The sequence below is a fragment of the Streptomyces sp. JLBJ103 genome, from assembly GCF_058215575.1.
Genome location: NZ_CM177089.1, coordinates 2,285,903 through 2,310,584, shown reverse-complemented (window position 1 = coordinate 2,310,584; position 24,682 = coordinate 2,285,903). Strand labels below are relative to the sequence as shown.

At 68.6% G+C, this 24,682-nt stretch carries 28 protein-coding genes and 2 riboswitches; of the genes, 19 read left to right on the top strand and 9 right to left on the bottom strand.

The window, feature by feature from the left end:
- Positions 1–215 precede the first annotated feature (215 nt).
- From AC4BEG_RS09900 to AC4BEG_RS09880, 5 genes are all read left to right on the top strand, one after another.
- Positions 216–1,451, top strand: coding sequence for a L,D-transpeptidase (locus tag AC4BEG_RS09900; RefSeq protein WP_490705519.1), 1,236 nt, complete (start codon positions 216–218; stop codon positions 1,449–1,451).
- 68 nt (positions 1,452–1,519) lie between these two features.
- A complete protein-coding gene (locus AC4BEG_RS09895) occupies positions 1,520–2,287 on the top strand; it encodes an enoyl-CoA hydratase/isomerase family protein (RefSeq protein WP_201880979.1) in 768 nt (255 codons plus the stop codon).
- Positions 2,288–2,565: 278 nt separating this feature from the next.
- Positions 2,566–3,072, top strand: a complete 507-nt coding sequence (locus AC4BEG_RS09890) for an ATP-binding protein (RefSeq protein WP_490705518.1) — start codon at positions 2,566–2,568, stop codon at positions 3,070–3,072.
- 480 nt (positions 3,073–3,552) lie between these two features.
- Positions 3,553–4,188 (top strand): N-acetylmuramoyl-L-alanine amidase, encoded by a 636-nt coding sequence (locus tag AC4BEG_RS09885; protein WP_490705517.1) that lies wholly within the window; start codon positions 3,553–3,555, stop codon positions 4,186–4,188.
- A gap of 113 nt (positions 4,189–4,301) precedes the next feature.
- Positions 4,302–4,517, top strand: coding sequence for an EF-hand domain-containing protein (locus tag AC4BEG_RS09880; RefSeq protein WP_490705516.1), 216 nt, complete (start codon positions 4,302–4,304; stop codon positions 4,515–4,517).
- Positions 4,518–4,547: 30 nt separating this feature from the next.
- Here AC4BEG_RS09880 and AC4BEG_RS09875 read toward each other — a convergent pair whose 3' ends face one another.
- Positions 4,548–4,856: a hypothetical protein gene (locus tag AC4BEG_RS09875; protein WP_490705515.1), complete on the bottom strand. Its 309-nt coding sequence runs from the start codon at positions 4,854–4,856 to the stop codon at positions 4,548–4,550.
- Positions 4,857–4,904: 48 nt separating this feature from the next.
- A complete protein-coding gene (locus tag AC4BEG_RS09870) occupies positions 4,905–5,534 on the bottom strand; it encodes a glycoside hydrolase family 25 protein (RefSeq protein WP_490705514.1) in 630 nt (209 codons plus the stop codon).
- Between the two features lie 369 nt (positions 5,535–5,903).
- On the opposite strand from AC4BEG_RS09870, the gene AC4BEG_RS09865 reads away from it, so the two are divergent.
- Positions 5,904–6,074 (top strand): hydrophobic protein, encoded by a 171-nt coding sequence (locus AC4BEG_RS09865; protein WP_490705513.1) that lies wholly within the window; start codon positions 5,904–5,906, stop codon positions 6,072–6,074.
- 482 nt (positions 6,075–6,556) lie between these two features.
- Here AC4BEG_RS09865 and AC4BEG_RS09860 read toward each other — a convergent pair whose 3' ends face one another.
- Genes AC4BEG_RS09860 through AC4BEG_RS09850 form a run of 3 tightly spaced genes read right to left on the bottom strand, consistent with a single transcriptional unit; the run spans position 6,557 to position 7,751 of the window.
- A complete protein-coding gene (locus AC4BEG_RS09860) occupies positions 6,557–7,288 on the bottom strand; it encodes a DUF7873 family protein (protein WP_490705512.1) in 732 nt (243 codons plus the stop codon).
- A gap of 41 nt (positions 7,289–7,329) precedes the next feature.
- Positions 7,330–7,587: a hypothetical protein gene (locus AC4BEG_RS09855; protein ID WP_490705511.1), complete on the bottom strand. Its 258-nt coding sequence runs from the start codon at positions 7,585–7,587 to the stop codon at positions 7,330–7,332.
- The gene (locus AC4BEG_RS09850) at positions 7,584–7,751 is read right to left on the bottom strand and encodes a hypothetical protein (protein WP_490705510.1); all 168 of its coding nucleotides are present in this window, start codon (positions 7,749–7,751) and stop codon (positions 7,584–7,586) included. The genes AC4BEG_RS09855 and AC4BEG_RS09850 overlap by 4 nt, the downstream gene beginning before the upstream one ends.
- 413 nt (positions 7,752–8,164) lie before the next feature.
- Between AC4BEG_RS09850 and AC4BEG_RS09845 the strand changes: the two genes are divergently transcribed.
- Genes AC4BEG_RS09845 through AC4BEG_RS09830 form a run of 4 tightly spaced genes read left to right on the top strand, consistent with a single transcriptional unit; the run spans position 8,165 to position 9,444 of the window.
- Complete coding sequence (locus AC4BEG_RS09845; RefSeq protein ID WP_490705509.1) at positions 8,165–8,521, top strand: helix-turn-helix domain-containing protein; 357 nt, start codon at positions 8,165–8,167, stop codon at positions 8,519–8,521.
- A complete protein-coding gene (locus AC4BEG_RS09840; RefSeq protein ID WP_490705508.1) occupies positions 8,442–8,990 on the top strand; it encodes a DUF5753 domain-containing protein in 549 nt (182 codons plus the stop codon). The genes AC4BEG_RS09845 and AC4BEG_RS09840 overlap by 80 nt, the downstream gene beginning before the upstream one ends.
- Positions 8,987–9,223, top strand: a complete 237-nt coding sequence (locus AC4BEG_RS09835; RefSeq protein WP_490705507.1) for a DUF397 domain-containing protein — start codon at positions 8,987–8,989, stop codon at positions 9,221–9,223. The genes AC4BEG_RS09840 and AC4BEG_RS09835 overlap by 4 nt, the downstream gene beginning before the upstream one ends.
- The gene (locus AC4BEG_RS09830) at positions 9,220–9,444 is read left to right on the top strand and encodes a DUF397 domain-containing protein (RefSeq protein WP_490705506.1); all 225 of its coding nucleotides are present in this window, start codon (positions 9,220–9,222) and stop codon (positions 9,442–9,444) included. Before AC4BEG_RS09835 ends, AC4BEG_RS09830 begins: the two co-directional genes overlap by 4 nt.
- A gap of 261 nt (positions 9,445–9,705) precedes the next feature.
- Here AC4BEG_RS09830 and AC4BEG_RS09825 read toward each other — a convergent pair whose 3' ends face one another.
- From AC4BEG_RS09825 to gcvT, 4 genes are all read right to left on the bottom strand, one after another.
- Positions 9,706–11,088: an L-serine ammonia-lyase gene (locus AC4BEG_RS09825; protein ID WP_490705505.1), complete on the bottom strand. Its 1,383-nt coding sequence runs from the start codon at positions 11,086–11,088 to the stop codon at positions 9,706–9,708.
- Positions 11,089–11,172: 84 nt separating this feature from the next.
- Positions 11,173–12,438, bottom strand: a complete 1,266-nt coding sequence (gene glyA / locus AC4BEG_RS09820) for a serine hydroxymethyltransferase (RefSeq protein ID WP_490705504.1) — start codon at positions 12,436–12,438, stop codon at positions 11,173–11,175.
- Positions 12,439–12,461: 23 nt separating this feature from the next.
- The gene (gene gcvH, locus AC4BEG_RS09815; protein WP_490705503.1) at positions 12,462–12,839 is read right to left on the bottom strand and encodes a glycine cleavage system protein GcvH; all 378 of its coding nucleotides are present in this window, start codon (positions 12,837–12,839) and stop codon (positions 12,462–12,464) included.
- Between the two features lie 117 nt (positions 12,840–12,956).
- Positions 12,957–14,084 carry a glycine cleavage system aminomethyltransferase GcvT gene (gene gcvT / locus AC4BEG_RS09810; RefSeq protein ID WP_490705502.1) on the bottom strand — a complete coding sequence of 376 codons (1,128 nt, stop codon included), beginning with the start codon at positions 14,082–14,084 and terminating at the stop codon, positions 12,957–12,959.
- Positions 14,085–14,135: 51 nt separating this feature from the next.
- A riboswitch (glycine riboswitch) is annotated at positions 14,136–14,243 on the bottom strand.
- Positions 14,244–14,353, bottom strand: a riboswitch (glycine riboswitch).
- Between the two features lie 149 nt (positions 14,354–14,502).
- Between gcvT and AC4BEG_RS09805 the strand changes: the two genes are divergently transcribed.
- The 9 genes from AC4BEG_RS09805 (at position 14,503) to AC4BEG_RS09765 (ending at position 24,638) form a co-directional block, all read left to right on the top strand.
- Positions 14,503–15,240, top strand: a complete 738-nt coding sequence (locus AC4BEG_RS09805) for an AAA family ATPase (RefSeq protein ID WP_490705501.1) — start codon at positions 14,503–14,505, stop codon at positions 15,238–15,240.
- Between the two features lie 191 nt (positions 15,241–15,431).
- Positions 15,432–16,226, top strand: a complete 795-nt coding sequence (locus AC4BEG_RS09800) for an enhanced serine sensitivity protein SseB (protein WP_490705500.1) — start codon at positions 15,432–15,434, stop codon at positions 16,224–16,226.
- 128 nt (positions 16,227–16,354) lie between these two features.
- Positions 16,355–17,149 (top strand): enhanced serine sensitivity protein SseB C-terminal domain-containing protein, encoded by a 795-nt coding sequence (locus tag AC4BEG_RS09795; RefSeq protein WP_490705499.1) that lies wholly within the window; start codon positions 16,355–16,357, stop codon positions 17,147–17,149.
- Between the two features lie 473 nt (positions 17,150–17,622).
- Complete coding sequence (locus AC4BEG_RS09790; protein WP_490705498.1) at positions 17,623–18,627, top strand: ABC transporter permease; 1,005 nt, start codon at positions 17,623–17,625, stop codon at positions 18,625–18,627.
- Between the two features lie 127 nt (positions 18,628–18,754).
- Positions 18,755–20,518, top strand: a complete 1,764-nt coding sequence (locus AC4BEG_RS09785; protein ID WP_490705497.1) for an ABC transporter substrate-binding protein — start codon at positions 18,755–18,757, stop codon at positions 20,516–20,518.
- Positions 20,519–20,673: 155 nt separating this feature from the next.
- On the top strand, positions 20,674–21,648 hold the full coding sequence (locus AC4BEG_RS09780; protein WP_490705496.1) for an ABC transporter permease: 975 nt from the start codon (positions 20,674–20,676) through the stop codon (positions 21,646–21,648).
- The gene (locus AC4BEG_RS09775; RefSeq protein WP_490705495.1) at positions 21,645–22,784 is read left to right on the top strand and encodes an ABC transporter ATP-binding protein; all 1,140 of its coding nucleotides are present in this window, start codon (positions 21,645–21,647) and stop codon (positions 22,782–22,784) included. Before AC4BEG_RS09780 ends, AC4BEG_RS09775 begins: the two co-directional genes overlap by 4 nt.
- Before the next feature lie 35 nt (positions 22,785–22,819).
- Entirely contained in the window at positions 22,820–23,914 is a 1,095-nt protein-coding gene (locus tag AC4BEG_RS09770; RefSeq protein ID WP_490707038.1) for an ABC transporter ATP-binding protein, read from the top strand.
- A gap of 64 nt (positions 23,915–23,978) precedes the next feature.
- The gene (locus tag AC4BEG_RS09765) at positions 23,979–24,638 is read left to right on the top strand and encodes a trimeric intracellular cation channel family protein (RefSeq protein ID WP_490705494.1); all 660 of its coding nucleotides are present in this window, start codon (positions 23,979–23,981) and stop codon (positions 24,636–24,638) included.
- The last annotated feature ends 44 nt before the right edge of the window (positions 24,639–24,682 follow it).

Sequence of the window (24,682 nt, the reverse complement as noted above, 5' to 3'; positions counted from 1 at the left end):
GCCCGCAATACCGGCGGTGCTCACGTTTCCGGTGCGTACCACGGGCGCGGCCACGGCCCGGCCGCTCGCCGGTGACCGCTCCCACCTGGGACTGAACCGTAACAATCACGGGGAGTCCGCTGTCACCGCCGTGTGATTACCTATCGCCATGCGCGCCTGCGCGTGTGTTCGGGGCTGCCGCCGGGGGGCGCGGCCCTGCCGAGGGGAGAGCTGTTGTGACGGTGCGGCCGATATCGGGGGCGACGGCGGCGCGGGGCCGCGGGGGCCTGTTGGCGCTGGTGCTCGGAGCGTTGCTGGTGCTGGTGACCGCATGCGGTGGCGGGTCCGGTGGCGGGTCCGGTGACGGGGACAAGGGCAAGGACGGCAAGGGCGGCGGTGCGAAGACGGCATCGCAGGCCCAGGTGACGATCGCGCCCAAGGACGGGGCGAAGGATGTCGACACCAGCGGCAAGCTCAAGGTGACCGCCGCGAGGGGCAAGCTCACCTCCGTCACCGTCAAGGACGCCGACGGCAAGCGGGTCGACGGAAAGATCGCCGAGGACGGGAAGAGCTGGCGGCCGAAGGCCCATCTCGGCGCGGACACCCGCTACACGGTGGACGCGGTCGCCAAGGACTCCGAGGGCCGTGCCACCAGCCGCCACGCGAAGTTCACCACGCTGCGCCCCAAGGAGACCTTCGTCGGGACCTACACCCCGGAGGACGGTTCCACGGTCGGTGTCGGGATGCCGGTCTCGCTCCACTTCAACCGCGGGATCACCGACCCGGCCGCGGTCGAGAAGGGCGTCGAGGTCAGCGCCTCCCCCTCGGTGCCGGTCGAGGGCCACTGGTTCGGCAACGACCGCCTGGACTTCCGCCCGGAGGAGTACTGGAAGCCCGGCACCAAGGTGACGCTGCGGCTGAACCTCGACGGGGTCCAGGGCCGTCCCGGGGTCTACGGCGAGCAGAAGAAGACCGTGAAGTTCACCATCGGCCGCAGTCAGGTCTCGGTCGTCGACGCCAAGTCCAAGAAGATGACGGTCAAGCGGGACGGCAAGACCATCAAGACCATCCCGATCACCTCCGGCGCCCCCGGCCACGAGACCTACAACGGCAAGATGGTGATCAGCGAGAAGCTCAAGGTGACCCGGATGGACGGCGCCACGGTGGGCTTCGATGGGCAGTACGACATCAAGGACGTCCCGCACGCCATGCGGCTGTCGACCTCCGGCACCTTCATCCACGGCAACTACTGGGCGGGCCGCCCGACCTTCGGTTCCACCAATGTCAGCCACGGCTGTGTCGGTCTCTTCGACCAGCGCGGCGGCGGTGACCGCTCGACCCCCGCCGCCTGGTTCTTCCGTGAGTCGCTGCTCGGTGATGTGGTCGTCGTGAAGAACTCCCACGACAAGACCATCCAGCCGGACAACGGGCTCAACGGCTGGAACATGTCCTGGGAGAAGTGGAAGAAGTAGCCCGCCTCTCCCCTCGGACTGGCGGCCCACCCTCCCCGATCGGTGTTAGCGAGCGCTAACCTGCGCTCATGACTGTGAACCTCGAGGTTGCCGACGGCGTTGCCACCTTCCGCCTGGACCGCCCCCCGATGAACGCGCTGGACGTCGCCACGCAGGACCGGCTGCGCGAGCTCGCCGGTGAGGTGACCCGCCGCGACGACGTCCGGTCCGTGGTCATCTGGGGCGGGGAGAAGGTGTTCGCGGCGGGTGCGGACATCAAGGAGATGCGGGAGATGGACCACGCCGCGATGGTGGCCCGCTCCGGCGACCTCCAGGAGTCCTTCACCGCCATCGCCCGGATCCCCAAGCCCGTGGTCGCCGCCGTGACCGGCTACGCCCTCGGCGGCGGCTGCGAGCTGGCGCTGTGCGCCGACTTCCGGATCGCCGCGGAGAACGCCAAGCTGGGCCAGCCCGAGATCCTGCTGGGCCTGATCCCGGGCGCGGGCGGCACCCAGCGGCTGTCCCGGCTGGTGGGCCCGTCCAAGGCCAAGGACCTGATCTTCACCGGTCGGCAGGTCAAGGCGGACGAGGCGCTGGCCATGGGGCTTGTGGACCGGGTCGTCCCGGCCGAGGAGGTCTACCAGCAGGCGCACGCCTGGGCGGCGAAGCTGGCCCAGGGGCCGGCCATCGCGCTGCGCGCGGCCAAGGAGTCGGTGGACCGCGGGCTGGAGACGGACCTCGACACCGGGCTCACCATCGAACGCGGTTGGTTCGCCGGGTTGTTCGCCACCGAGGACCGGGAGATCGGTATGCGCAGCTTTGTCGAAGACGGTCCGGGGAAGGCCAAGTTCAGCTAGGGAACGAGCCGTTCCGCTCAGGGGCATCAGCGATGCCCCTGCCGTGCATGCCCCGTGCGAGCGAATTTTCTTCGCCATCGATCGGCGGCCGGATGGCCGGTTCCGGTACGCTGGGTGATCACGTGGACGCGCGGTGATATCGCTGGTCAGATGGGGGATTATGCCCCCCTGGCTGCCATTGGCATATGTCGGAACCGGTTTGTGGAGCCCGGGGCTCCGGTGTTCGGAATCCCCTGGTTCCGCCCCGGACGCCCTTGTGGGCGGCCATGATGGGGGGCATGGCGGGCTTGGAGGGAATGGAGCAGCCGCGGCAGCGCACCGGGACGGCTGCGGTCCGGCGGATGCCGTCCGTCGACGAGGACCGGGCTCTCAGGGCGCTTGAGCTGTTCGGCAACCCCGCGGTCGAGGAGGTGCGGCTGCCCTCCCTCCCGGAATCCGCGGGTACCGCCCGCCGGTTGGCCGAGTACGTGGTGATGCGCGACTGGAGCATGGCTTCCCAGATCGCCGAGTACACCGTGCTGCTCGTCTCCGAACTCGTGGGGAACGCGGTCCGGCACACCGGTGCCCGCACCTTCGGTCTGCGGATGCTGAAGCGGCGCGGCTGGCTCCGGGTCGAGGTCCGCGACCCCTCGCGTGGACTGCCGTGTCTGCTGCCGGTGGGCGATCTCGACATCAGCGGGCGCGGACTGATGCTGGTGGACCAGCTCTCCCAGCGGTGGGGGGTCGATCTGCTGCCGTGCGGCAAATCGACCTGGTTCGAGATGAGGGTGAACGACGGCGGCTGACCGGTGGAGCCCGCCCGAGGCTGGCTGAATGCCAGCCCCATAATGTCCGGATCATGGACGCGGAAGAGGCCCCCGAGTCGTCGCGTGAAAGGGACGGCAGGGGGCCTCTCCGGCCCCGGGCCGCGGGGAGAGGGGTGTGTCCGCGGCATCCGGGTGAACGACCTGGCCCGGGTCAATGGGGGTCGCGGCCCCGACTATCGCAGACGTGGTAGAGCAGTTCCAAGCCATTCCACGGTGAGCTGTGACACTTACCTTTTTAATGCGGGGTAGAGCGCGACTTTTCCTTCGTTGTCCACTTCCGCATGATGAATTTCCACTGGTCCAGCCCGTGACGCGCGGACTTTCTTTTGCCCTTCGGTCCTTGGCATGGCCCTGTCGAGACCTCACCATGGAACCGCGCTACGCGCGTCACACCCCCCAGCGAGACCCCCGCGCATCGCGCATTCCCCCCTGTCCCGGCTACGCATTCGGGAGCTCCCCATGGAAGCGAACGGCCGCACCCCCAACCGCCGCACTCTGCTCCGCTCGGGCGCGTTAATCGCGACCGCGTCCCTCGGAGCCGCCGTCACCACCACCGGCGCCCACGCCGCCGACGCCACATCCACCGGCACGCGCGGTCGCCGCGCCGCCGCCGACTATCCCCCCACCCACTGGATCCCGGCCAGCAGCTCCAACTACCGCGTCTCGGACCGCCCGACCTCGTATCCGATCGAACTCGTGGTCATCCATGTGACGCAGGAGACGTTCCAGGACGCGATGGCGATCTTCCAGGACCCGGCCAAGCAGGTTTCCGCCCACTACATGGTCGCCTCGGCCGACGGCTACATCGGGCAGTTCGTACGGGAGAAGGACGTCGCCTGGCACGCGGGCAACACGGACTACAACAACCGCAGCATCGGTATCGAGCACGAGGGCTGGGTGGACCAACCCGAGTGGTTCACCGACGCGTTGTACGAGTCGTCCGCGGCCCTCACCGCCGCGGTCTGCGACCGCTTCGCCATCCCCAAGGACCGTGCGCACATCATCGCCCACAGCGAGGTGCCCGGCAGCGACCACACCGACCCCGGCCCGCTGTGGGACTGGGACCGCTATATCGACCTCGTCAACGGGGTCTGACCGCACCCTCGCCGACGGCCGTCACCGGCGGTGGTGCGCAGTGGCCGCCGGGGCGCCCGCCGCGGACCGCTAATCTGTGCGGGTCAGACAGACCCATGGAAGGGGCGGAACAGGTGGCGGACATCGAGGCGGCGCGCAAGGCGTTCGAGCGGTTCGACCTCAACGGCGACGGTCAGATCACCGCGGCCGAGTACAAGAGCGTGATGGCGCAGCTGGGTGACCCCTATGTCACCGAGCCCGTCGCCCAGGCCGTCATCAACGCTCATGACTCCAACGGTGACGGACTGCTCACCTTCGACGAGTTCTGGGCGGCCCAGAACAGCAAGTGATCGGGCCGCACGGCGGCGCCGCGGGCGTTATCAGCGCCAGCCGCGCCGCTGTGCGCTCGCCCGCCGTCTGCGGTCGTTGCACAGCAGACAGCGGCCGTAGCCGGGCGGCAGCGGATCGTCCGGAGCCCCGTACAGCGGATCGACCGCCCCGCGCGGATGCTCGGCGCAGCCCGTGGCGCCGTGCTCGGCCGTGAGCGCCCCGGCCGCGGTAAGCGCCCGGCGCAGGGCGTCGGTGAGCAACTCCGTCTCCCGCCCGGAGGGCGTGGCATCGAGCGCGAACGCGATGTCCGAGGCGGTGGTCAGCGCGCTGCGGAGTTCGCGCAGATCTGCGTAACTCATACCGGGCAGGGTAAGCGCGCCCACTGACAGCGCCCTTTCGGGGCGGTGCTACGCCCCGCTCCCCTCGCGCTCGGGCAGCTCCTCCTCGTCGTCGCCGCCCAGCTCCTCGATCGCGTGCGCCACCCGGCTGACCGCGGCCCACGCCTTCAGCGCGGCCTTGCTGGAGAAGTCCGCCACGTCCTTGTCGAGCGGGCGGTCGGTGTACTGGTGGATCCGCCACTTCGCCTTGATGCGCGGCTTGCCCACCGTCACATAGTCCGCGATCCACAGTCCGTCCCCGGCGTAGGACGTGGTGTCGTGGTTGAGCCAGAAGCTGCGGTTGCAGTAGAGCATCACCCGGTGGCCGGGGCGCAGCCTCTTGACCTCACGGATGAACCGGTCCTTCTCGGCGTTGCTGGCGCGGGTGCCCGAACCGGTGGTCTCCCAGTCCACGGCGAGCAGATCGTGCTCTTTGGACGCGCACTTCTCGACGAAGTAGCGCGCCTGTGCCGCGATGTTTCCGGGCCACAGGAAGTGGTAGAAGCCGACGACGCATCCGGCCGAGCGGGCGCGGGCCGCCTGGGAGGACTGCTTGGGGTTGATGTACGACCGTCCCTCGGTGGCCTTGATGAAGACGAAGGCCAGCCCGTCCGGGTCGAAGCTGGACTGGTGCGAACTCACGTCGATGCCGTGCAGCATGGTGCCTGCCTCATGGGGGGAGGGTGTGGGGAGAGTGCGCTGTTCTTGTCATGCCCGGTCCAGGACCCTATGCAACGGGGAGCGGGGGAGCGTATCTCGTTGGCGCGAACGAATGATTTCGCCAGGAAGAGCATGAGCGCACTCCGGCGGCATGGTACGAGGCGGATCCGCCCGTCTTCGTTCCCCGGTCCGCCCCCGGTGCGGGTGTTATCAGAGTTCTTCATGTGAACTCATGGACGTTCATGGATGTTCAGGGACGGGTGTTCAGGAAACCCGTTCCCGTTCCCTCATCGGTGAGAGGGAAACCAACGGAATTCGGGGCGTGATCCATGGAATGGGGGGCACTCGTGGGGGCGGAGGTTGATAACCATGATTCCCCTGCTTCTGGTTCTTCTGCTGGCCCTGGTCCTCTTCGGCGCGGGGTTCGCACTCAAGGCACTGTGGTGGATCGCCGTTGTTGTCCTTGCCGTGTGGCTGCTCGGATTTGTTGTCCGCTCGACCGCGGCGGGCGGCCGCCGGAGCCGCTGGTACCGCTGGTAGCGGGCCGCGGCCCGCCGAAGCGAGCGGGATAAGGACGGGAAAAGGAGCGGGCCCGAGGGTTTGGCCATCCCCCGGGCCCTGTGGTGCCGCCTTCTGCGCACGCCCGATCGTGTCGTCACGGGTCAGTCTGATGTCGTCGTGTTCTTCCTTTGAACTACCGCCCCATGACAGCGGGGTGGGCCGGACTTGAACCGGCATCCGACGACCAGGCCCGTGCCGGGTCGTTCAAGCGATCGGCGGCGAATGCTGAGGCTGGAGCAAGAGTCTGAGATTGAACGCGTGCCACGGGCGGAATGCCGGTCGAGGACTGGGGGCTAAAACCCAGCGACCCCCGAACTCAGACAGTCCCCTCTCGTGACCGAGTGCTCGGAAGAGTTGTCGGCTCTCCAGTGCAGCCGCGTGTATCACGACGAACTTCAGTTTCAGCTTGCGCTCCTCGCGCACCCCGTACCGCTTTCAGGGCGGCCGGGGAGTTCATGACGCTACCCGAAGAGGTAGCCGAAGACCACGTCGCCGACGCGCTCGTCGGTGACCTCGACGGCGTTGGCCTCCTCGCGGGCGAACTTCACCGCCTGCTGGAGCTTTTCCACCCGGGCCAGCAGCTCATTGACCCGGCGGGCGGGAAGGGCGCCGGAGAACTTCACCGTCGTCCAGTAGCCGACCGGAACGTCCTCGTAGTACACCTCGACCTGCGCCGGGTGCTTCTCGGTGGCCTCCGCCTTCACATGGTTGCGCGGCACCTTCTTGGTACGGACCGTCCGCACGGCCTCGGTCTTCCACGAGTCCGTGGACGGGTCCAGGGTCCAGAACTCCGCCCCGTCGAGCGTCGGCAGCCGCCGGATGAAGCCGCCGAGGTCGGCCAGCTGCTTCTCCAGGAACAGCAGATACGACACGGGCACATCGCGCAGCAGCGTCCGCCCCTCGACCTCGATGTCCGCGCGGGCCTCGCAGTTGGCCCAGTCCTTGGTGGCGGTGACGTCGAACAGCCGGGTCAGGGTCGCCGCGGTCTCACGGAGCACGTCCTCCGCCTTGACCTGGACCCGTGTCGACTCGGGCGGCAGCTGCTCGCCCTCCTCGTCCTTCGGCTGGTACGTCCGGGAGATGCCCGCCAGCAGCGCCGGCTTGTCCAGCCCGCGCTGGGCCGCCGTCAGGTCCTGCTGGGCCTTGGACTTGACGCCCTTCTCCACTGCGATGATCTGATTGAGTTTCGCCACGTCCCGCACGCTAGCAGCCGCAACCGGCCACCCTCGAACCGTTATTCGGGCCCGGGTTCAGCCACCCCCGGGAAACGGATGGCCTCGGCGTCGGCCGTCCACTCGATGCCGCCGCGCTCCGGGCGGAGGAAGGCGACGAGGTTGCCGGTCACCCAGTGGGCGAAAAGCAATTCAGTGGCGGGGTGGACAGCCTGCACCACGCCGGTACGGCCGGTGGCCGGGTCGTACGCCGTCTGGCCGGGGGCGGGCACGCTGTGATCGGGGCGCGGGCATTGTGAGCGGTGGAGCTGGTGCTTCATGCGGTGCGTCCTTCGGGCTGCTGGGGGATGTGCACGGTGTGGGAGGGGTGGCGGCGCCGCAGTACCTCGTAGTCGGTGGCCTTGCTGTAGTCCCTGGCCTGCTGGCCCGTTCGCGCAGCGCGGCGTAGTGGCGACAGATGGGGCAGGTGTCGTTCAACGCTCACGCTCCGGTGGGTAGGGAGATGTGGTGCTGGCGGTGAGGCGGTTGGGGAGTCGTCGTGCGCGTCGTGCGAGGTCTTCGGAGCGTGCTCCGCAGAAGAGGACGTGCGGGGTGCTTGCTGTCGGCGGCTCGGTCGGGGCCGTTGTGTCCCATCCACGTCGGCGCGCCACTTCCTGTATCTCGCGGGTGACCCGGTCCGAGACGTGACCGAGGTGGTGAACAGGTGTGGTGGTCGCTTCCGTGATCTGCCTGGATTCGATGACGTGTTCGGAGGGAAACACCATGGGGGGTTCTTCCTGACCTGGATCTGCCTTGCGGGCTTTAATCACTGTGTGTACTGCCAGCGTTGCGTTGAGGGGCGGTGCGCAACAGGGGGTTGGGCACACCAGGAGGCTTGGGGTGAGGGGAGAACAGCGAATGAGTGGGGCGAACGGAGGCCAGGAACCCTCCACTGGGGCGGCGTTCCTCGGAGCGGAGGTGCGGACCTGGCGGTTACGGGCGGAGCTGAGCCAGCGGGAGCTGGGCCTGAAGGCCAACTACGGGCAGCAGTACGTGGCCAAGGTGGAGGCGGGGGAGCGGCTGGCGAGTCGCGAGTTCGCCGACGCCTGCGATCAGGTCTTCGGTACGCCGGGTACGTTCGCCCGCCTCCGGCAGAGGGCCAGCCAGCACGGCTACCCGGACTGGTTCGTGCCGTATGTGCAGTTGGAGCGGCAGGCTACGGGTGTCTCGAACTATTCGGTGGCTCGCGTTACCGGGCCTTTTGCAGACGGCTGATTATGCTCGCGCTGTCTTTCGGGCTACTCATCCACGGGACGGAGCGGAAAAGATCGACGCCAAGGTGGAACGACGGCTCCGGCGGCGTGAGGTGATGGAGAAGGAGACCCCTCCGCTTCTGTGGTGCGTCCTGAACGAGGCTTGCTTACGGATCAACGTAGGCGGGCCTGAGGTCATGTATGCACAGCTTGCGCATATTCTGGCCCAAGCGGACTCCCCAAACGTGGCTGTTCAGGTCTTACCGTTCGGAGTGGGAGCACTACCTGCCGGAGAGAGCTTCACTCTCCTGACGTTTAGTGAGGGACCCGGCGTAGTGTACGAAGACACGGCGATGGGGGGCCGGGTGGTCGACTCCCTGGCGGAAGTGGAATACGCGGCGGCTACGTACGACAGGTTACGGGCAGCGGCTCTCCACCCGGATAATTCGTTGGCCATGATCCGCAGAGTGATGGAGGAGTGCACCCGATGAGGACCGGCCTCGACCTTTCCGATGTCAAATGGGTCAAGTCCAGCTACAGCAACGGCCATGAAGGAGAATGCGTGGAGTTCGCCCCCGACATAGCCAGGGCCGCTGGTGCCGTCCCGGTCCGGGACAGCAAGTACCCGGCAGGCGCTTCCCTCGTCTTCTCAGTGGAGGCGTGGGGCTCGTTCACGACTGCCCTGCGCGGTGGAGAGTTCCCAGGTGAGGGGTTTGGGCGATGAGCGCTGAGTTCGACCTATCCCGTGCTGAATGGGTCAAGTCCAGCTACAGCAACGGTAATGAAGGCCAGTGCGTGGAATTCGCGCCCGGCATAGCCAGTGCAGTCGGTGTCGTCCCGGTCCGGGACAGCAAGCATCCGGAGGGCCCAGCTCTGCTCTTCTCCTCGCCCGCATGGAATTCATTCACGGCTGCCGTGCGTGAGGGAGAGTTCCCAGTCGCCTGAGATACGGTGCCCGCCTGGCCCTGTGCGTTCGAACGCCTGAGGAAATCGCGCTCCGCTCCACCTCCGTCGCTCGCGCCATCAGCAGTCTTCGCCCGATCTGGCCCGCGGTGAGCGTAGGCAGCGGGTAGACGTCGATGGTCTTGCCGTCGGACAGCTTCACCGTGCGGGCCACGGGTGCGTACTCGCCCCGCGGGACGACGAAGGACAGCTCCTGCTCGTCGCGCAGGGCAGTGCGTTCGCCACGCGGACGCCGCTGTTCCCTCAGCACTCGATGACGTTCACCGCCAGCCCGCCCCGCGCCGTCTCCTTGTACTTGACCTTCATATCGGCGCCGGTCTCCTTCATGGTCTTGATGACCTTGTCGAGGGAGACATGGTGGCGGCCGTCGCCGCGGAGGGCCATGCGGGCGGCGGTGACGGCCTTGACGGAGGCCATGCCGTTGCGCTCGATGCAGGGGATCTGCACGAGGCCGCCGACGGGGTCGCAGGTGAGGCCGAGGTTGTGTTCCATGCCGATCTCGGCGGCGTTCTCGACCTGTTCGGTGGAGCCGCCGAGGACCTCGGCCAGGCCGCCGGCGGCCATCGAGCAGGCGGATCCGACCTCGCCCTGGCAGCCGACCTCGGCGCCCGAGATGGAGGCGTTCTCCTTGAAGAGCATGCCGATCGCGCCCGCGGCGAGGAGGAAGCGGATGACGCCCTCCTCGTCGGCGCCGGGGACGAAGTGGGTGTAGTAGTGGAGGACGGCCGGGATGATGCCCGCCGCGCCATTGGTGGGGGCGGTGACCACACGGCCGCCGGCCGCGTTCTCCTCGTTGACCGCCATCGCGTAGAGGGTGACCCACTCCATGGCGTGGGTGGTCTTGTCGCCCTCGGCGCGCAGCGCGCGGGCGGCGTTGGCGGCGCGGCGGCGGACCTTGAGGCCGCCGGGAAGGATGCCCTCGCGGGACAGTCCGCGGGCGACACAGGACTGCATGACCTTCCAGATCTCCAGCAGGCCGGCGCGGATCTCGTCCTCGGTGCGCCAGGCCTTCTCGTTCTCCATCATCAGCGCGGAGATGGACAGGCCCGTCTCACGGGAGAGCCGCAGCAGTTCGTCGCCGGTGCGGAAGGGGTGGGTCAGCACGGTGTCGTCGAGCTTGATGCGGTCCTCGCCGACCGCGTCCTCGTCGACCACGAAGCCGCCGCCGACCGAGTAGTAGGTCTTCTCCAGCAGCGGGACGCCCTCGGCGTCGTACGCCTGGAGGGTCATGCCGTTGGCGTGGTACGGCAGCGAGCGGCGGCGGTGCAGCACCAGCTGCGAGGACTCATCGAAGTCGATCTCGTGGCCGGGGCCGATCTCGGCGGCCAGCAGCCGCAGCCGCTTGGTGGTGCGGATGCGCTCCACCTCGTCGTCGGCGGTCTCCACGTCGACGGTGCGCGGGGAGTGGCCCTCGAGGCCGAGCAGCACCGCCTTCGGGGTGCCGTGGCCGTGGCCGGTGGCGCCCAGGGAGCCGAAGAGCTCGGCGCGTACCGAGGTGGTGTGGGCGAGCAGGCCCTCGTTCTTCAGACGGCGGACGAACATCCGCGCCGCTCGCATCGGGCCGACCGTATGCGAGCTGGAGGGGCCGATGCCGATCGAGAACAGATCGAAGACGGAGATGGCCACCGTTGAACTCCTTTGTCTGCACGGGGGCGTGCGGTGGTGCGATGCGGGGGGCGCCGGGTCCGGCGCCCCCCACGGCCGGTCCTGTTACTTGCCCAGTCCCGGGTAGAGCGGGTGCTTGTCGGCCAGCGCCGTGACCCGGGCCTTGAGCGCCTCGGCGTCGTACGACGGCTTGAGGGTCTCGGCGATCACGTCGGCGACCTCACGGAAGTCATCGGCGGTGAAGCCGCGGGTGGCCAGCGCCGGGGTGCCGATCCGCAGACCCGAGGTGACCATCGGGGGCCGCGGGTCGTTGGGGACGGCGTTGCGGTTGACCGTGATGCCGACCTCGTGCAGCCGGTCCTCGGCCTGCTGACCGTCCAGCTCGGAGTCGCGCAGGTCGACCAGAACCAGGTGGACATCGGTGCCGCCGGACAGCACGGAGACACCCACCTCGGTGACGTCGGGCTGGGTGAGCCGCTCGGCGAGGATACGGGAGCCCTCGAGGGTGCGCTCCTGGCGCTCCTTGAAGGCCGTGCCCGCCGCGACCTTGAAGGACACCGCCTTGGCGGCGATGACATGCTCCAGCGGGCCGCCCTGCTGACCGGGGAAGACCGCCGAGTTGATCTTCTTTGCCAGCTCCTGCGTCGAGAGGATCACTCCGCCGCGGGGGCCGCCGAGGGTCTTGTGGGTCGTGGTGGTGACCACATGGGCGTGCGGCACGGGCGAGGGGTGCAGCCCGGCCGCCACCAGGCCCGCGAAGTGGGCCATGTCCACCATCAGGTAGGCGCCGACCTCGTCGGCGATCCGCCGGAAGGCGGGGAAGTCCAGCTGGCGCGGGTAGGCCGACCAGCCCGCGATCACCAGCTTGGGGCGGTGCTCCTTGGCCAGCCGCTCGACCTCGTCCATGTCGACCAGGCCGGTCTGCGGGTCCACGTGGTAGGGCACCACGTTGTAGAGCTTGCCGGAGAAGTTGATCTTCATCCCGTGGGTCAGGTGGCCGCCGTGCGCCAGGTTCAGCCCCAGGATGGTGTCGCCGGGGGAGAGCAGCGCGAACATGGCGGCCGCGTTGGCCTGGGCGCCCGAGTGCGGCTGCACATTGGCCGCCTCGGCGCCGAAGAGCGCCTTCACCCGGTCGATGGCGATCTGCTCGACGACATCGACGTGCTCACAGCCGCCGTAGTAGCGGCGGCCGGGGTAGCCCTCGGCGTACTTGTTGGTCAGGACCGAGCCCTGGGCCTCCATGACCGCGACCGGAGCGAAGTTCTCCGAGGCGATCATCTCCAGGGTGGACTGCTGGCGGTGGAGCTCGGCGTCGACGGCGGCGGCGACATCCGGGTCGAGCTCATGAAGGGAGCTGTTGAGAAGCGACATCGGGGTCCCGATCGAGAGGAGGGTCAGTTTTCGCAGAAGGAGGTGTAGTCATCGGCGGAGAGCAGGTCGTCCGGCTCGTCCGTCACCCTCACCTTGAACAGCCAGCCGCCCTCGAAGGGGGCGGAGTTCACCAGCGCCGGGTCGTTCACCACATCCTCGTTGATCTCGGTGACCTCTCCGGTGACCGGCGCGTACAGGTCGCTCACCGACTTCGTGGACTCCAGCTCACCACAGCTCTCACCGGCGGCGACCGTGGAGCCCACCTCCGGAAGCTGGACATAGACGACATCGCCGAGCTGATTGGCCGCGAACTCGGTGATACCGATCGTCGACACACCGTCGTCGGCGGTCGACAGCCACTCGTGCTCCTTGCTGTAGCGCAGCTGCTGGGGGTTGCTCATGGTCCGATTCTCCTGGATACGAGGGAATGCTGAGGAACGGGTCTTGGCTGATGGGACGGGTGGGCGCGGCAGAGGGCCCGAAAGCCCCGGGGACCGGGCGACGCGGCGCCCGCGCGGTCAGCGCTCGCGCCGGTAGAAGGGGAGGGCGACGACCTCGTACGGCTCCCGGGTACCGCGGATCTCCACGCCCACGCCCTCGGTGCCGGGTGCGGCGTGCTCCGCGTCGACGTACGCGATGGCGATCGGCTTGCCGAGCGTGGGGGAGGGGGCACCCGAGGTGACCTCGCCGATCACCGTGCCGTCCGGGCCCACCACGGGGAATCCGGCGCGCGGCACCCGGCGGCCCGAAGCGATCAGGCCGACCAGGGTGCGCGGCGGCTCGCTCTCCGCCTGGCGCGCCGCGGCCTGAAGGGCCTCGCGCCCCACGAAGTCACCGGCCTTCTCGAACTTCACCACCCGGCCGAGACCGGCGTCGAACGGGGTCGTGGAGGTGGTCAGCTCATGTCCGTACAGCGGCATCCCCGCCTCCAGCCGCAGGGTGTCCCGGCAGGAGAGCCCGCAGGGCACCAGGCCGACCGGGGCGCCCGCCTCGGTCAGCGCCTGCCACAGCCGCTCGGCGTCCTCCGGCGCGACGAACAGCTCGAAGCCGTCCTCGCCGGTGTAGCCGGTGCGGGCGATCAGCGCGGAGACGCCCGCGACGGTGCCCGGCAGCCCGGCGTAGTACTTGAGGTTGTCCAGGTCGGCGTCGGTCAGGCTCTTGAGGATCCCCGGGGACTCCGGACCCTGGACCGCGATCAGCGCGTACGCCTCCCGGTCGTCCCGGACGGTCGCCTCGAAGCCGGAGGCCCGCTCGGTCAGGGCGTCCAGCACCACCTGGGCGTTCGAGGCGTTGGCCACCACCATGAACTCTTCGTCGGCGAGGCGGTAGACGATCAGGTCGTCGAGGATGCCGCCCTCGGATTCGCAGATCATGGTGTAGCGGGCGCGGCCCACGGCGAGTGCCGACAGATGGCCCACCAGGGCGTGGTCCAGCGCCTGCCCGGCCTGCGGCCCGGTGAGAGTGATCTCACCCATGTGGGAGAGGTCGAAGAGCCCGGCGCGGGTGCGTACGGCGTTGTGCTCGTCGCGCTCGCTCCCGTAGCGCAGCGGCATGTCCCAGCCGGCGAAGTCGGTCATGGTGGCGCCGAGCGCACGGTGCAGCGCGTCCAGCGCGGTGCGGCGTGGCGCGGTCGGGGCGTCGGTCATGATTCAGGCTCCAAGATCAAGGTCGCGGCAAGGCATCGAGGACGCAGAACGTCCTCCCCATCTGTCATCGGAACCTGAGAGGTTCGCCGTGACGCCCGCACGGGGTCCGGCTTGCACCTTGGGTGGAGCCACGCACAGCGGCTCGCTTTTCAGATCTGCCTCGCCCGCGCGGTATAGGGGCCTGAGAGATTCAAGGGAGGACTTGCTCCTTCGGCGCCCGGCCGACCGGCGACTGCCGGTGTGACCAAGGACTCTCCCGCGCGGATTCAAGCGGCCGGTATGGAGTTGCGCGGCCATCATCGCACGTACCGGCGAGAAGGGAACCCCCCAGTCCTGAGGTGGGTGCCTTGAGGACATTACCTTTTCTTGACACTCTTCGGGTACGAGCCGCAGTGACCGACCTGGGAGGACGATCACGGTGCATGGGCAGGGAACGTTTGCGACGTCACGTGGGCCCCTGCCGCTGCGGCGCGGACGCGCCCCGTCCATCGGGCCGGTCCGGCCGGGCCGCAGGGCCGTGGTGCATGATCTGCGCAGCGGCGCCGATACGTACGGTGACCCGGCCGCGGGTGCGCCGCCGGCCGCCCGGAGCGGCGCGGGTGTGCCCGAGCTGCGCTATCCGGCCCACGATGTGCTGGTCGCCTCCGGGCTGCCGGGCAGTGGCAAGACCACTCTGATCAACCGCACGGTCGCCCCGCTGGACCACGACGGCCGCGCGGTGGTCCGGATCGACTCCCAGGACATGCGTGAGGCATGGGAGCGGCGGCTGCCGGGCTGGCTGCCCTATGCCCTCTACCGGCCGCTGGTCCGGGGCGCCCACTACGCCGGGCTGCACCGCGCGTTGCGCTCGGGCGCCAGCGTGGTGGTGCACGACTGCGGCGCGCTGCCCTGGGTCCGCCGCTGGCTGGCCTGGGACACCCGGCGCCGGGGCCGGCGGCTCCATATGGTCCTGCTGGACGTGGACCCCGAGCTGGCCCTGGAGGGCCAGGCCGCCCGCGGGCGCGGGGTGTCGGGTTACGCCTTCGGACGGCACCGGCGCGCGGTGCGGCGGCTGGTCGCCGGGGTGGCGGCGGGGCGGCCGCCGGTGGGCTGTGCCTCGGCGGTGCTGCTGGACCGGACGGCGGTCAACGCGCTGCACGGCATCTCCTTCGAGTGAAACCGACCGGCCGGCGAGCGGGCGCGAGCGGAGCGTGAGCGGCTCTCGACCGGGCCCCGAGCGCACGCCGCGCGCTTCGCACCGCGCCGAGGTGGGGAAGTGGTGTGGAGATGAGGACGCGGCCCATCGCCTTGCGCCGCCGAGCAGTTAGGGTGCTGATGCAGGTCGGACGAGATGGCGGTTGAAGCGAGATGAGCATCCCGGAGCAGCACGGTTTCCCACCGGCTCACGGAGGATTCCCCGACAGCGCTGTACCCGGGTTTCCCGGCAATGAGCTCGAAGAGGTGTTGGCCGCCTCGGTCGAGGTCCCCGGGGCCGGACCCCGCATCGTCGAAGTGCTCGGCCGCAGTCATCTCTGGGTTCCGCTGCCCAGCGGCGGGGGCCCGGACAGCCGCGGCCTCGATCTGCCGACCATGGAGATCGAAGGCGCCGCGTATGTCCCGGTGTTCAGCTCCGAGCAGCAGTTCCTCCAGATCGTCGGCGGCCATATGTCGTTCACCGTCGCCCCGGCCGTGGAGTTCGCCCGCGGACTGCCGCCCCGGCTGGGCATCGCGGTGAACCCCGGCGGCGCGGTGGGCGTACCGCTGCCGCCCGCCGCCGTGGCCCAGTTGTGCCGTACCGGCCGCAGCGAGCTGGACGGCCCGGCCTCCGGCGGCCGGGTGCGGCTCTTCGAACCGGACTGGCAGGACGAACCGGTCGACTTCCTCGCCGCCGCCGGGATCGAGTTCGCCAAGGACAAGGGGATACGGACCGCCCGGCGCGCGCTGGCCAGCGTCGAGGGCGACCCGCCCGCCCTCTTTGTCGGCGTCGAGCTCGACACACCCGGTCCGGAGGGCCAGGCGCTCGCGGTGGACGCGCTCGGGCGGGCGCTCGGCGCGGTGCCGCTGCCCTGGACCGTGCAACTCGTTCTGCTGGACGTCGCTCAGGACCCGGTCGCGGACTGGATGCTGGAGAGGGTGCGTCCGTTCTACGACCGTGACCTCTGACTCATCCCCAGGGCCCCCAGGTGTGGCCCGTAAGCTGGTTTGATGACCAGGCGGGGCGCACCCACGTGCCCCGCCGAGGTACGGGCACAGCCGAGGTACGGGCACAGCCGAGAGAGGGGCGGACCCAGGTGAGCGCGGGCGCGGAGTGGGAGGCGGCCGCCGGTCAGGTCGAGCGGATGCTGCAACAGGTCGCTCCCGGCCGGTACGACGCCTATGAGGCGCTGCTGCACGCCCTCGCCGGGGGTCAGGTCTGGATGCTGCTGTGGAACGGTTCGCCCGGTGCGTCCGACGCCCAGTACGGCAACATGGACGTGGCCGGCCTCAGTTACGCCCCGTGTGTGACCTCCGCGCAGGAGCTGGCCGCCAGTGGCTGGAACCGCGCTCATGAGGTGGTGGAGGGGCGTCTGATCGCCGACTCCCTCTACCGCGACCGCTACGGCTTGTGGCTGAATCCGCATGCGCCCGGCGGCGGTGTCGGTATCCCCTGGCTCGATCTGCGCCGGATCGCCGGAGGTCTGGACCGCCTGCCCGCGGGACCGCTGCGGGTGTCCGAGCCCGGCATCGACATCCCCCAGTTCTACGCCCTGTTGGGGCAGAACGCGCATCGCACCGCCGTGGTGCGGTCGCTGCGCAGGGCCTGGGTGCAGCCCGCGCTCGGCGCGCCCTATCTGGCGATCGGACTGGACCTGTACGACACCAGCGGCCCGGCGGTGCAGTCGGTGCGGATGATGATGGAGCAGTCGGTCGGCGCGGTGCCGGACGGGCTGCCGGTCTCCACGGTCGCGCTGTCGGATGTCTACGATCCGGTCGCGCTGTGGATGCGGGCCAACGCCCGTCCCTTCTTCGACCGGGACGCCTACGGTGCCGCGCCCGCCGCGCCGTCCTACGGCTACGGCTATCCGCCGCCGCGCCCCGCGTACTGAGGGGCCTCCCGCCCCCACGAACCCCTCATGACCCGTTCGTTTACCAAGGTTTGACTCTTCTGCTCCGGGGCGGTTCCGCCCCGGAGCAGCTGCCGTCGTGCCGCCCGCGGGCCATTCACGGGCCGTTCGTGTGCCGTTCGCGGAACCTCTGACGCCCGGATGTGCACATCGCCCCTATCCGGCGAAAGCCCCATAGTGGGCTCGGCGTTACTGCTGCGCTCTTGCGTCACGACTGTCCGTATACCGGAACTGTGTGCGCCACATCACGGTTAGGTTTCCATTGCCCGTGGGGTCTGGCGGCTGATCACAAGCGCGATGAAGACTCCCGCTCCAAGGGGCGTGGTTCGGCGCGTAGGGCCCCTTCAGAAAAGGTTCCCGTACCACGAGCCTGACTTTCTCCAGGTTGTGAACAAAGCCGCCACAGCGGCGAGTCGTGGGCCGGTCACCACCGGTCGAGAGGGGTCTCAGCCACGATGACGGCACCATTGCACGGCACGAGCGCGGAGGCGGAGCCGGTCGCGACTGCCGATGTAGCGGCGGATGTGGTCAAGGCATCGGTCGAGGGCAGATCGCTGCGGCAGATCGCCTGGATGCGCCTGAAGCGGGACAAGCTGGCGCTGGCCGGTGGAGCCGTGGTCATCCTGCTGGTGTTCGTGGCCGTCTTCGCGCCGCTGATCGTGAGTCTGCTCGGCCATCCGCCGAACGAGTTCCACCAGGATGAGATCGACCCGCTGTTCGGCACCCCCAAGGGCAGCTGGGGCGGTATCAGCTCCGACTACCTCTTCGGCGTGGAGCCCTCCAACGGCCGCGATGTGTTCAGCCGGGTGGTCTACGGCGCGCGGATCTCCCTGCTGGTGGCCTTCCTCGCGGCGGTCGTCGCCGTGGTCCTTGGCACCGTTTTCGGCATCATCGCCGGATATTTCGGTGGGTGGGTGGACACGGTGATCAGCCGGGTGATGGACATGCTGCTGGCCTTCCCGCAGCTGCTCTTCATCATCTCCCTGGTGTCGGTGCTGCCGAACGACCTGATGGGACTGACCGGCAGCGGGGTGCGCATCACCATCCTGGTCTCGGTGATCGGCTTCTTCGGCTGGCCGTACGTCGGCCGGATCGTGCGCGGCCAGACGCTCTCGCTGCGCGAGAAGGAGTACATCGAGGCCGCACGGAGCCTGGGCGCCGGCCGGCGCTACATCCTCTTCCGTGAACTGCTTCCCAACCTGGTGGCGCCGATCACCGTCTACACGACGTTGATGATCCCCACCAACATCCTCACCGAGGCCGCGCTCAGCTTCCTCGGGGCGGGCGTCAAGCCGCCGACCGCGTCCTGGGGGCAGATGCTGTCCAAGGCCGTGGGCACCTACGAGGACGATCCCATGTTCATGATCATCCCCGGTGCGGCGATCTTCATCACGGTGCTGGCCTTCAACCTCTTCGGCGACGGCGTCCGCGACGCCCTCGACCCGAAGGGCACCCGATGACGGTGACACACCCGGCTCCGGTCCGGGCGCACCCCGATGTATGTCCCCCTGCCTCATCTGTCAGGCGGCTATCCGATCACTCCCCGGCGCCATGCCAAGGACCGCTATCCCGGAGGTTGCAGCAACTATGAAACCCCTACGTTCGTCGAGAAGCAGGCGGGTCGTCGGCGCGGCGGCTGTCGTCTGCGCCCTCCTGGCCACCGGGGCCTGTGGCGGCGGATCCGATGAGGAAAGTGGCTCGGGAGCCGGTTTCAACGCCGCGATGAAGGGCGTTGCCAACAAGTCGTCCAAGAAGGGCGGCACCCTGAAGTTCGTCAACAAGCAGGACTTCGACTCCCTCGACCCGCAGCGCCAGTACTACGGCTTCGCCTGGGACTTCTCCCGCTTCTACGCGCGCCAACTGATTACGTACGCGCCCAAGCCGGGCAACGCGTCCAATGAGCTGGTGCCGGACCTGGCCACCTCAACGGGCAAGATCAGCAACGGTGGCAAGACGTACACCTACACCCTGCGGGACGGCATCACCTGGGAGGACGGCTCGGCCATCACCTCCAAGGACATCAAGTACGGCATCGAGCGCATCTGGGCCAAGGACGTCGTCTCCGGCGGCCCCAGCTATCTGCGCCAGGCGCTGGACCCCGAGGGCAAGTACCCCGGTCCGTACAAGGACAAGTCCAAGGACAAGCTGGGTCTGAAGGCGATCGAGACGCCGAACGACAAGACCATCGTCTTCAACCTCGCCAAGCCCAACGGTGACTTCGAGCAGATGCTCGCGATGCCCACCGGCTCGCCGGTGAAGGCGTCCAAGGACACCGGGGCCAAGTACACCAACCGGCCCTTCTCCTCCGGCCCGTACAAGTTCACCTCGTACTCGCCGGGCAAGAGCGCCGCCCTGGTCCGCAACCCCAAGTGGGACCGGAAGTCCGACCCGATCCGCGCCGCGCTGCCGGACAAGGTCACGGTCACCTTCAACTCCAACCTCGAAGTGATCGACAAGGGCCTGATCAAGGGCGACTACGACGTCTTCCTGAGCGCCACCGGTATGACCCAGTCCGGGCGTACCACCGCGCTCAAGCAGCACAAGGGCAACGTCGACAACATAGAGACCAGCTTCGTCCGCTACGTCGACATGGCCACCAAGGTCAAGCCGTTCGACAACATCCACTGCCGCAAGGCGGTCATCTACGGCGCCGACTACAAGCAGCTCCAGACCACCCGCGGCGGCCCGCAGGCCGGTGGCGATATCGCCCCCAACATGCTCCCCAAGAGCATCAAGGGCGCGGACGACTACGACCCGTACGGCATCCTCAAGCGCGGCGGCAAGCCGGACGCGGCCAAGGCCAAGGACGAGCTGAAGCAGTGCGGCAAGCCCGGTGGCTTCTCGGCCAACATCGTCGCCCGCAACGACCAGCCGGGTGAGGTCGAGGCCGCCGAGGCGCTCCAGGAGTCCCTGAACAAGGTCGGCATCAAGCTGGAGGTCGAGCCGATCGAGGGCGCGTCGTCCGCCAGCATCACCGGCTCCCCGTCGGTGATGAAGAAGCGCAACTACGGTCTGTCGATGACCGGTTGGGGTCCGGACTTCCCGACCGGCCAGGGCTTCTCGCAGCCGCTGATCGACGGTCGCTTCATCGAGCAGACGGGTAACTACAACGTCTCCGAGACGAACGACCCGGAGATCAACAAGTACTTCGACGAGGCGCTCAAGGAGACCGACCCGGCCAAGGCCGGCGAGATCTACAAGCAGATGAACCACAAGGTCACCGACCTGGCCGTGCAGATGCCGTTCCTTTACGAGAAGAACATCACCTGGCGCAGCTCGCGGCTGACCAACGCCTACACGTCGGCGGCGTACAACGGCCGTTACGACTACGTCTCCCTCGGGGTCAAGTGACGGTCCGCCAGCGACCACCCGCCACCCCACCGTCGCCGCACCCGATAGGCCCGAAGGGCAGGTGATGGCCGCGCGTGGCGGTCCGGGAGCCCCCCACCAGGGGCCCCCGGACCGCCGCCGGGCCGCGTACCGTGCTTGCTTATGTCATCCGGCGCTTGTTCGCCGTCGTCATGATGCTGCTGGTCGTCACCCTGACGACCTTCGCCATCTTCTTCGTGATCCCCAAGTGGGCCGGATCCGACCCGGCGCTGCTGTTCGTCGGCAAACAGGCCGACCCGGAAGCAATCGAGGGCATCAGGAAGAAGCTGGAACTCGGCGATCCGCTGCTGTTGCAGTTCTGGCACTTCGTCGAGGGCCTGTTCGTCGGCCGCGACTACGCCAACGGCTCGGACGTCACCCACTGCCCCGCCCCCTGCTTCGGCTACTCCTTCCGTACCGAGCAGGCGGTGTGGCCGCAGCTGACCGACGCCATGCCGGTCACCCTCTCGCTCGCCGCGGGGGCCTGTCTGCTGTGGGTCGTCGGCGGTGTGGCCACCGGTGTGGTCTCCGCGCTGCGCCGGGGCACCCTGTGGGACCGCTCGGCGATGACCGTCGCCCTGGCCGGTGTCTCGCTGCCGATCTACTTCACCGGTCTGCTCTCGCTGGCGATCTTCAGTTACCAGCTGAAGTGGGTGGACGTGGACTACAAGGGGCTCGGCGACGACCCCGGCATGTGGTTCGAGAGCCTGATCCTGCCCTGGATCACCCTCGCCTTCCTCTATGCCGCGATGTACGCCCGGCTCACCCGGGCCACCATGCTGGAGATCATGGGCGAGGACTACATCCGTACCGCACGCGCCAAGGGCCTGCGGGAACGGGTGGTCATCGGGCGGCACGCCATGCGTTCCACCTGGACGCCCATCCTCACCCTGCTCGGCCTGGACCTCGGTGCGCTGCTCGGCGGCGCCGTGCTCACCGAGACCACCTACAACCTGCCCGGCCTCGGCCGGCTCGCGGTGAACGCGATCAGCGACAAGGACCTCCCGGTGATCCTCGGGGTGACCCTGATCGCCGCGCTGTGCATCGTGCTCGCCAACCTCGTCGTGGACCTTCTGTACGCCGTCATCGACCCGCGAGTGAGGCTCGGATGACCGACTTGAACAAATCCGGGACGCCGGAGTCCGGTGCGGCGGCGGCCCCCGGGACCGCCGTCGGAGAGGTGGCGGCGGCCGGTTCGCCCGCCCCCACCGCCTTCCTCGAAGTACGCGATCTGCGGGTCCACTTCCCGACCGACGACGGTCTGGTCAAGTCCGTGGACGGGCTCAGCTTCCGGCTGGAGAAGGGCCGGACGCTCGGCATCGTGGGCGAGTCCGGTTCCGGCAAGTCCGTCACCTCGCTCGGCATCATGGGGCTGCACACCGCCGGGCAGTACGGCCGCCGCAAGGCGCGGATCTCCGGCGAGATCTGGCTCAACGGCCAGGAGCTGCTGGGCGCCGACCCGGACGAGGTGCGCAAGCTGCGCGGCCGTGAGATGTCGATGATCTTCCAGGATCCGCTGTCCGCGCTGCACCCCTACTACACGATCGGCAAACAGATCGTGGAGGCGTACCGGGTCCACCACGAGGTCACCAAGGACGTGGCCCGCAAGCGCGCGATCGAACTGCTGGACCGGGTGGGTATCCCGCAGCCGGACAAGCGGGTGGACAGCTATCCGCATGAGTTCTCCGGCGGGATGCGCCAGCGCGCGATGATCGCGATGTCGCTGGTCAACAACCCCGAGCTGCTGATCGCGGACGAGCCGACCACCGCCCTGGACGTGACCGTTCAGGCACAGATCCTGGATCTGATCCGGGACCTCCAGAAGGAGTTCGGCTCGGCGGTCATCATCATCACCCATGACCTGGGCGTCGTCGCCGAACTCGCCGACGACCTGCTGGTGATGTACGGCGGCCGCTGTGTCGAGCGCGGTCCGGCCGAGAAGGTCTTCTACGAGCCCCAGCATCCGTACACCTGGGGGCTGCTGGGCTCGATGCCCCGGATCGACCGCGACCAGACCGAACGGCTGATCCCGGTCAAGGGCTCCCCGCCCAGCCTGATCAACGTGCCCTCCGGCTGTGCCTTCCACCCGCGCTGCCCGTACGCCGATGTGCCCCGGGACGGGATCACCCGCACCGAGCGGCCGGAGCTGGCGCAGGTGGCCGGGAGCGAGGAGCACTTCAGCGCCTGCCACATGGCGCAGGAGGACCGCACGCGGATCTGGACCGAAGAGATTGCGCCGAAGCTGTGACGGACGACGCTGTGACGGACGACAAGGATCCGAAGATGACCGACCCGGAGCAGGCGACCGCGACGCCCGAGCCCCTGCTCAAGGTGTCGGGGCTGGTCAAGCACTTCCCCATCAAGAAGGGGCTGTTGCAACGGCAGACCGGTGCGGTGCAGGCGGTCGACGGACTCGACTTCGACGTACGGCCGGGGGAGACCCTGGGCGTGGTGGGCGAGTCCGGCTGCGGCAAGTCCACCATGGGACGGCTGGTCACCCGGCTGCTGGAACCCACCTCCGGGAAGATCGAGTTCGAGGGCAAGGACATCACGCATCTGGGCACCGCCGCGATGCGCCCGATGCGCCGTGACGTCCAGATGATCTTCCAGGACCCGTACTCCTCGCTGAATCCCCGGCACACGGTGGGCGCGATCGTCGGCGCCCCCTTCCGGCTCCAGGGCGTCACACCGGAGGGCGGGACCAAGGCGGAGGTGCAGCGGCTGCTGGAGCTGGTCGGGCTCAACCCCGAGCACTACAACCGCTATCCGCACGAGTTCTCCGGCGGTCAGCGGCAGCGCATCGGCATCGCCCGCGCGCTGGCCCTCAAGCCCAAGCTGGTGGTGGCCGACGAGCCGGTCTCCGCGCTGGACGTCTCCATCCAGGCGCAGGTGGTCAACCTGCTGGACGACCTCCAGGACGAACTGGGCCTCACCTACGTGATCATCGCCCATGACCTGTCGGTGATCCGGCATGTCTCGGACCGGATCGCGGTGATGTACCTGGGGAAGATCGTCGAGCTGGCGGACCGCAAGGCGCTCTACGAGAGCCCCATGCACCCGTACACCAAGGCGCTGCTCTCCGCGGTGCCGGTGCCCGACCCCAAGCGGCGGGCCAAGCGGGAGCGGATCCTGCTCAAGGGCGACGTTCCCTCGCCGATCTCCCCGCCGTCCGGCTGCCGCTTCCACACCCGCTGCTGGAAGGTGACCGAGGTGTGCAAGCAGCAGGAACCGCCGCTGGTGACGCTGAAGACCGGGCACCAGGTGGCCTGCCACCACCCCGAGAACGCATCCGACGCATCTGACGCATCCGACCAGGTGCCCCGGCAGAAGACCGCGGCCGAGACGGCACGGAAGGTGACGAAGAAGACCGACAGCTGAGACGGGGCGGGGGGTGGTGGCCTCGGGCACATCGGCCGGTCGCACCGGAAGGTAAGAATGTCGCGTGCTCATCGAATGGTTCACCCCCTCCGTCCAGCATGTGTTCGAGCTGGTCGGAATCTTCTTCTTCGCGATATCCGGCGCCCTGCTGGGCGTACGGAAGAACTTCGATGTCTTCGGCATGGCGGTGCTCGCGGAAGCCACGGCACTGGGCGGCGGGGTCTTCCGGGACCTGGTGATCGGGGCGATGCCGCCCATCGCCTTCACCGACCTCGGCTACTTCTTCACCCCGCTCATCGCCACCCTGATCGTCTTCTTCCTCCATCCGGAGGTCGAGCGGATCACGGGGGCGGTGGGCGTTTTCGACGCCGCCGGGCTCGGGCTGTTCTGTGTGATGGGCACCATGAAGGCGCATGACCACGGGCTGGGGCTCACCTCGTCCGTCACCCTCGGCCTGGTCACGGCGGTCGGCGGCGGAGTGCTGCGCGATGTGCTGGCCCATGAGGTGCCCTCGCTGCTGCGCTGGGACCGCGATCTGTACGCCGTCCCGGCCATCGTGGGCGCGTCCATCGCGGCGCTGCTCATCCACTACGGCGCGCTGACGGGGGCCACCAGCGCGCTCGCCGCCACCATGGCGTTCATCGTCCGGCTGCTGGCGATGAGGTTCGGCTGGCGGGCGCCGCGCGCCTGGAACCGGCGCAGTACGGCGGCCGAGGAAGTCTGACGCGCGGCGTCTGTATTCCATTGCGGTTATATAGCCATCGAGGT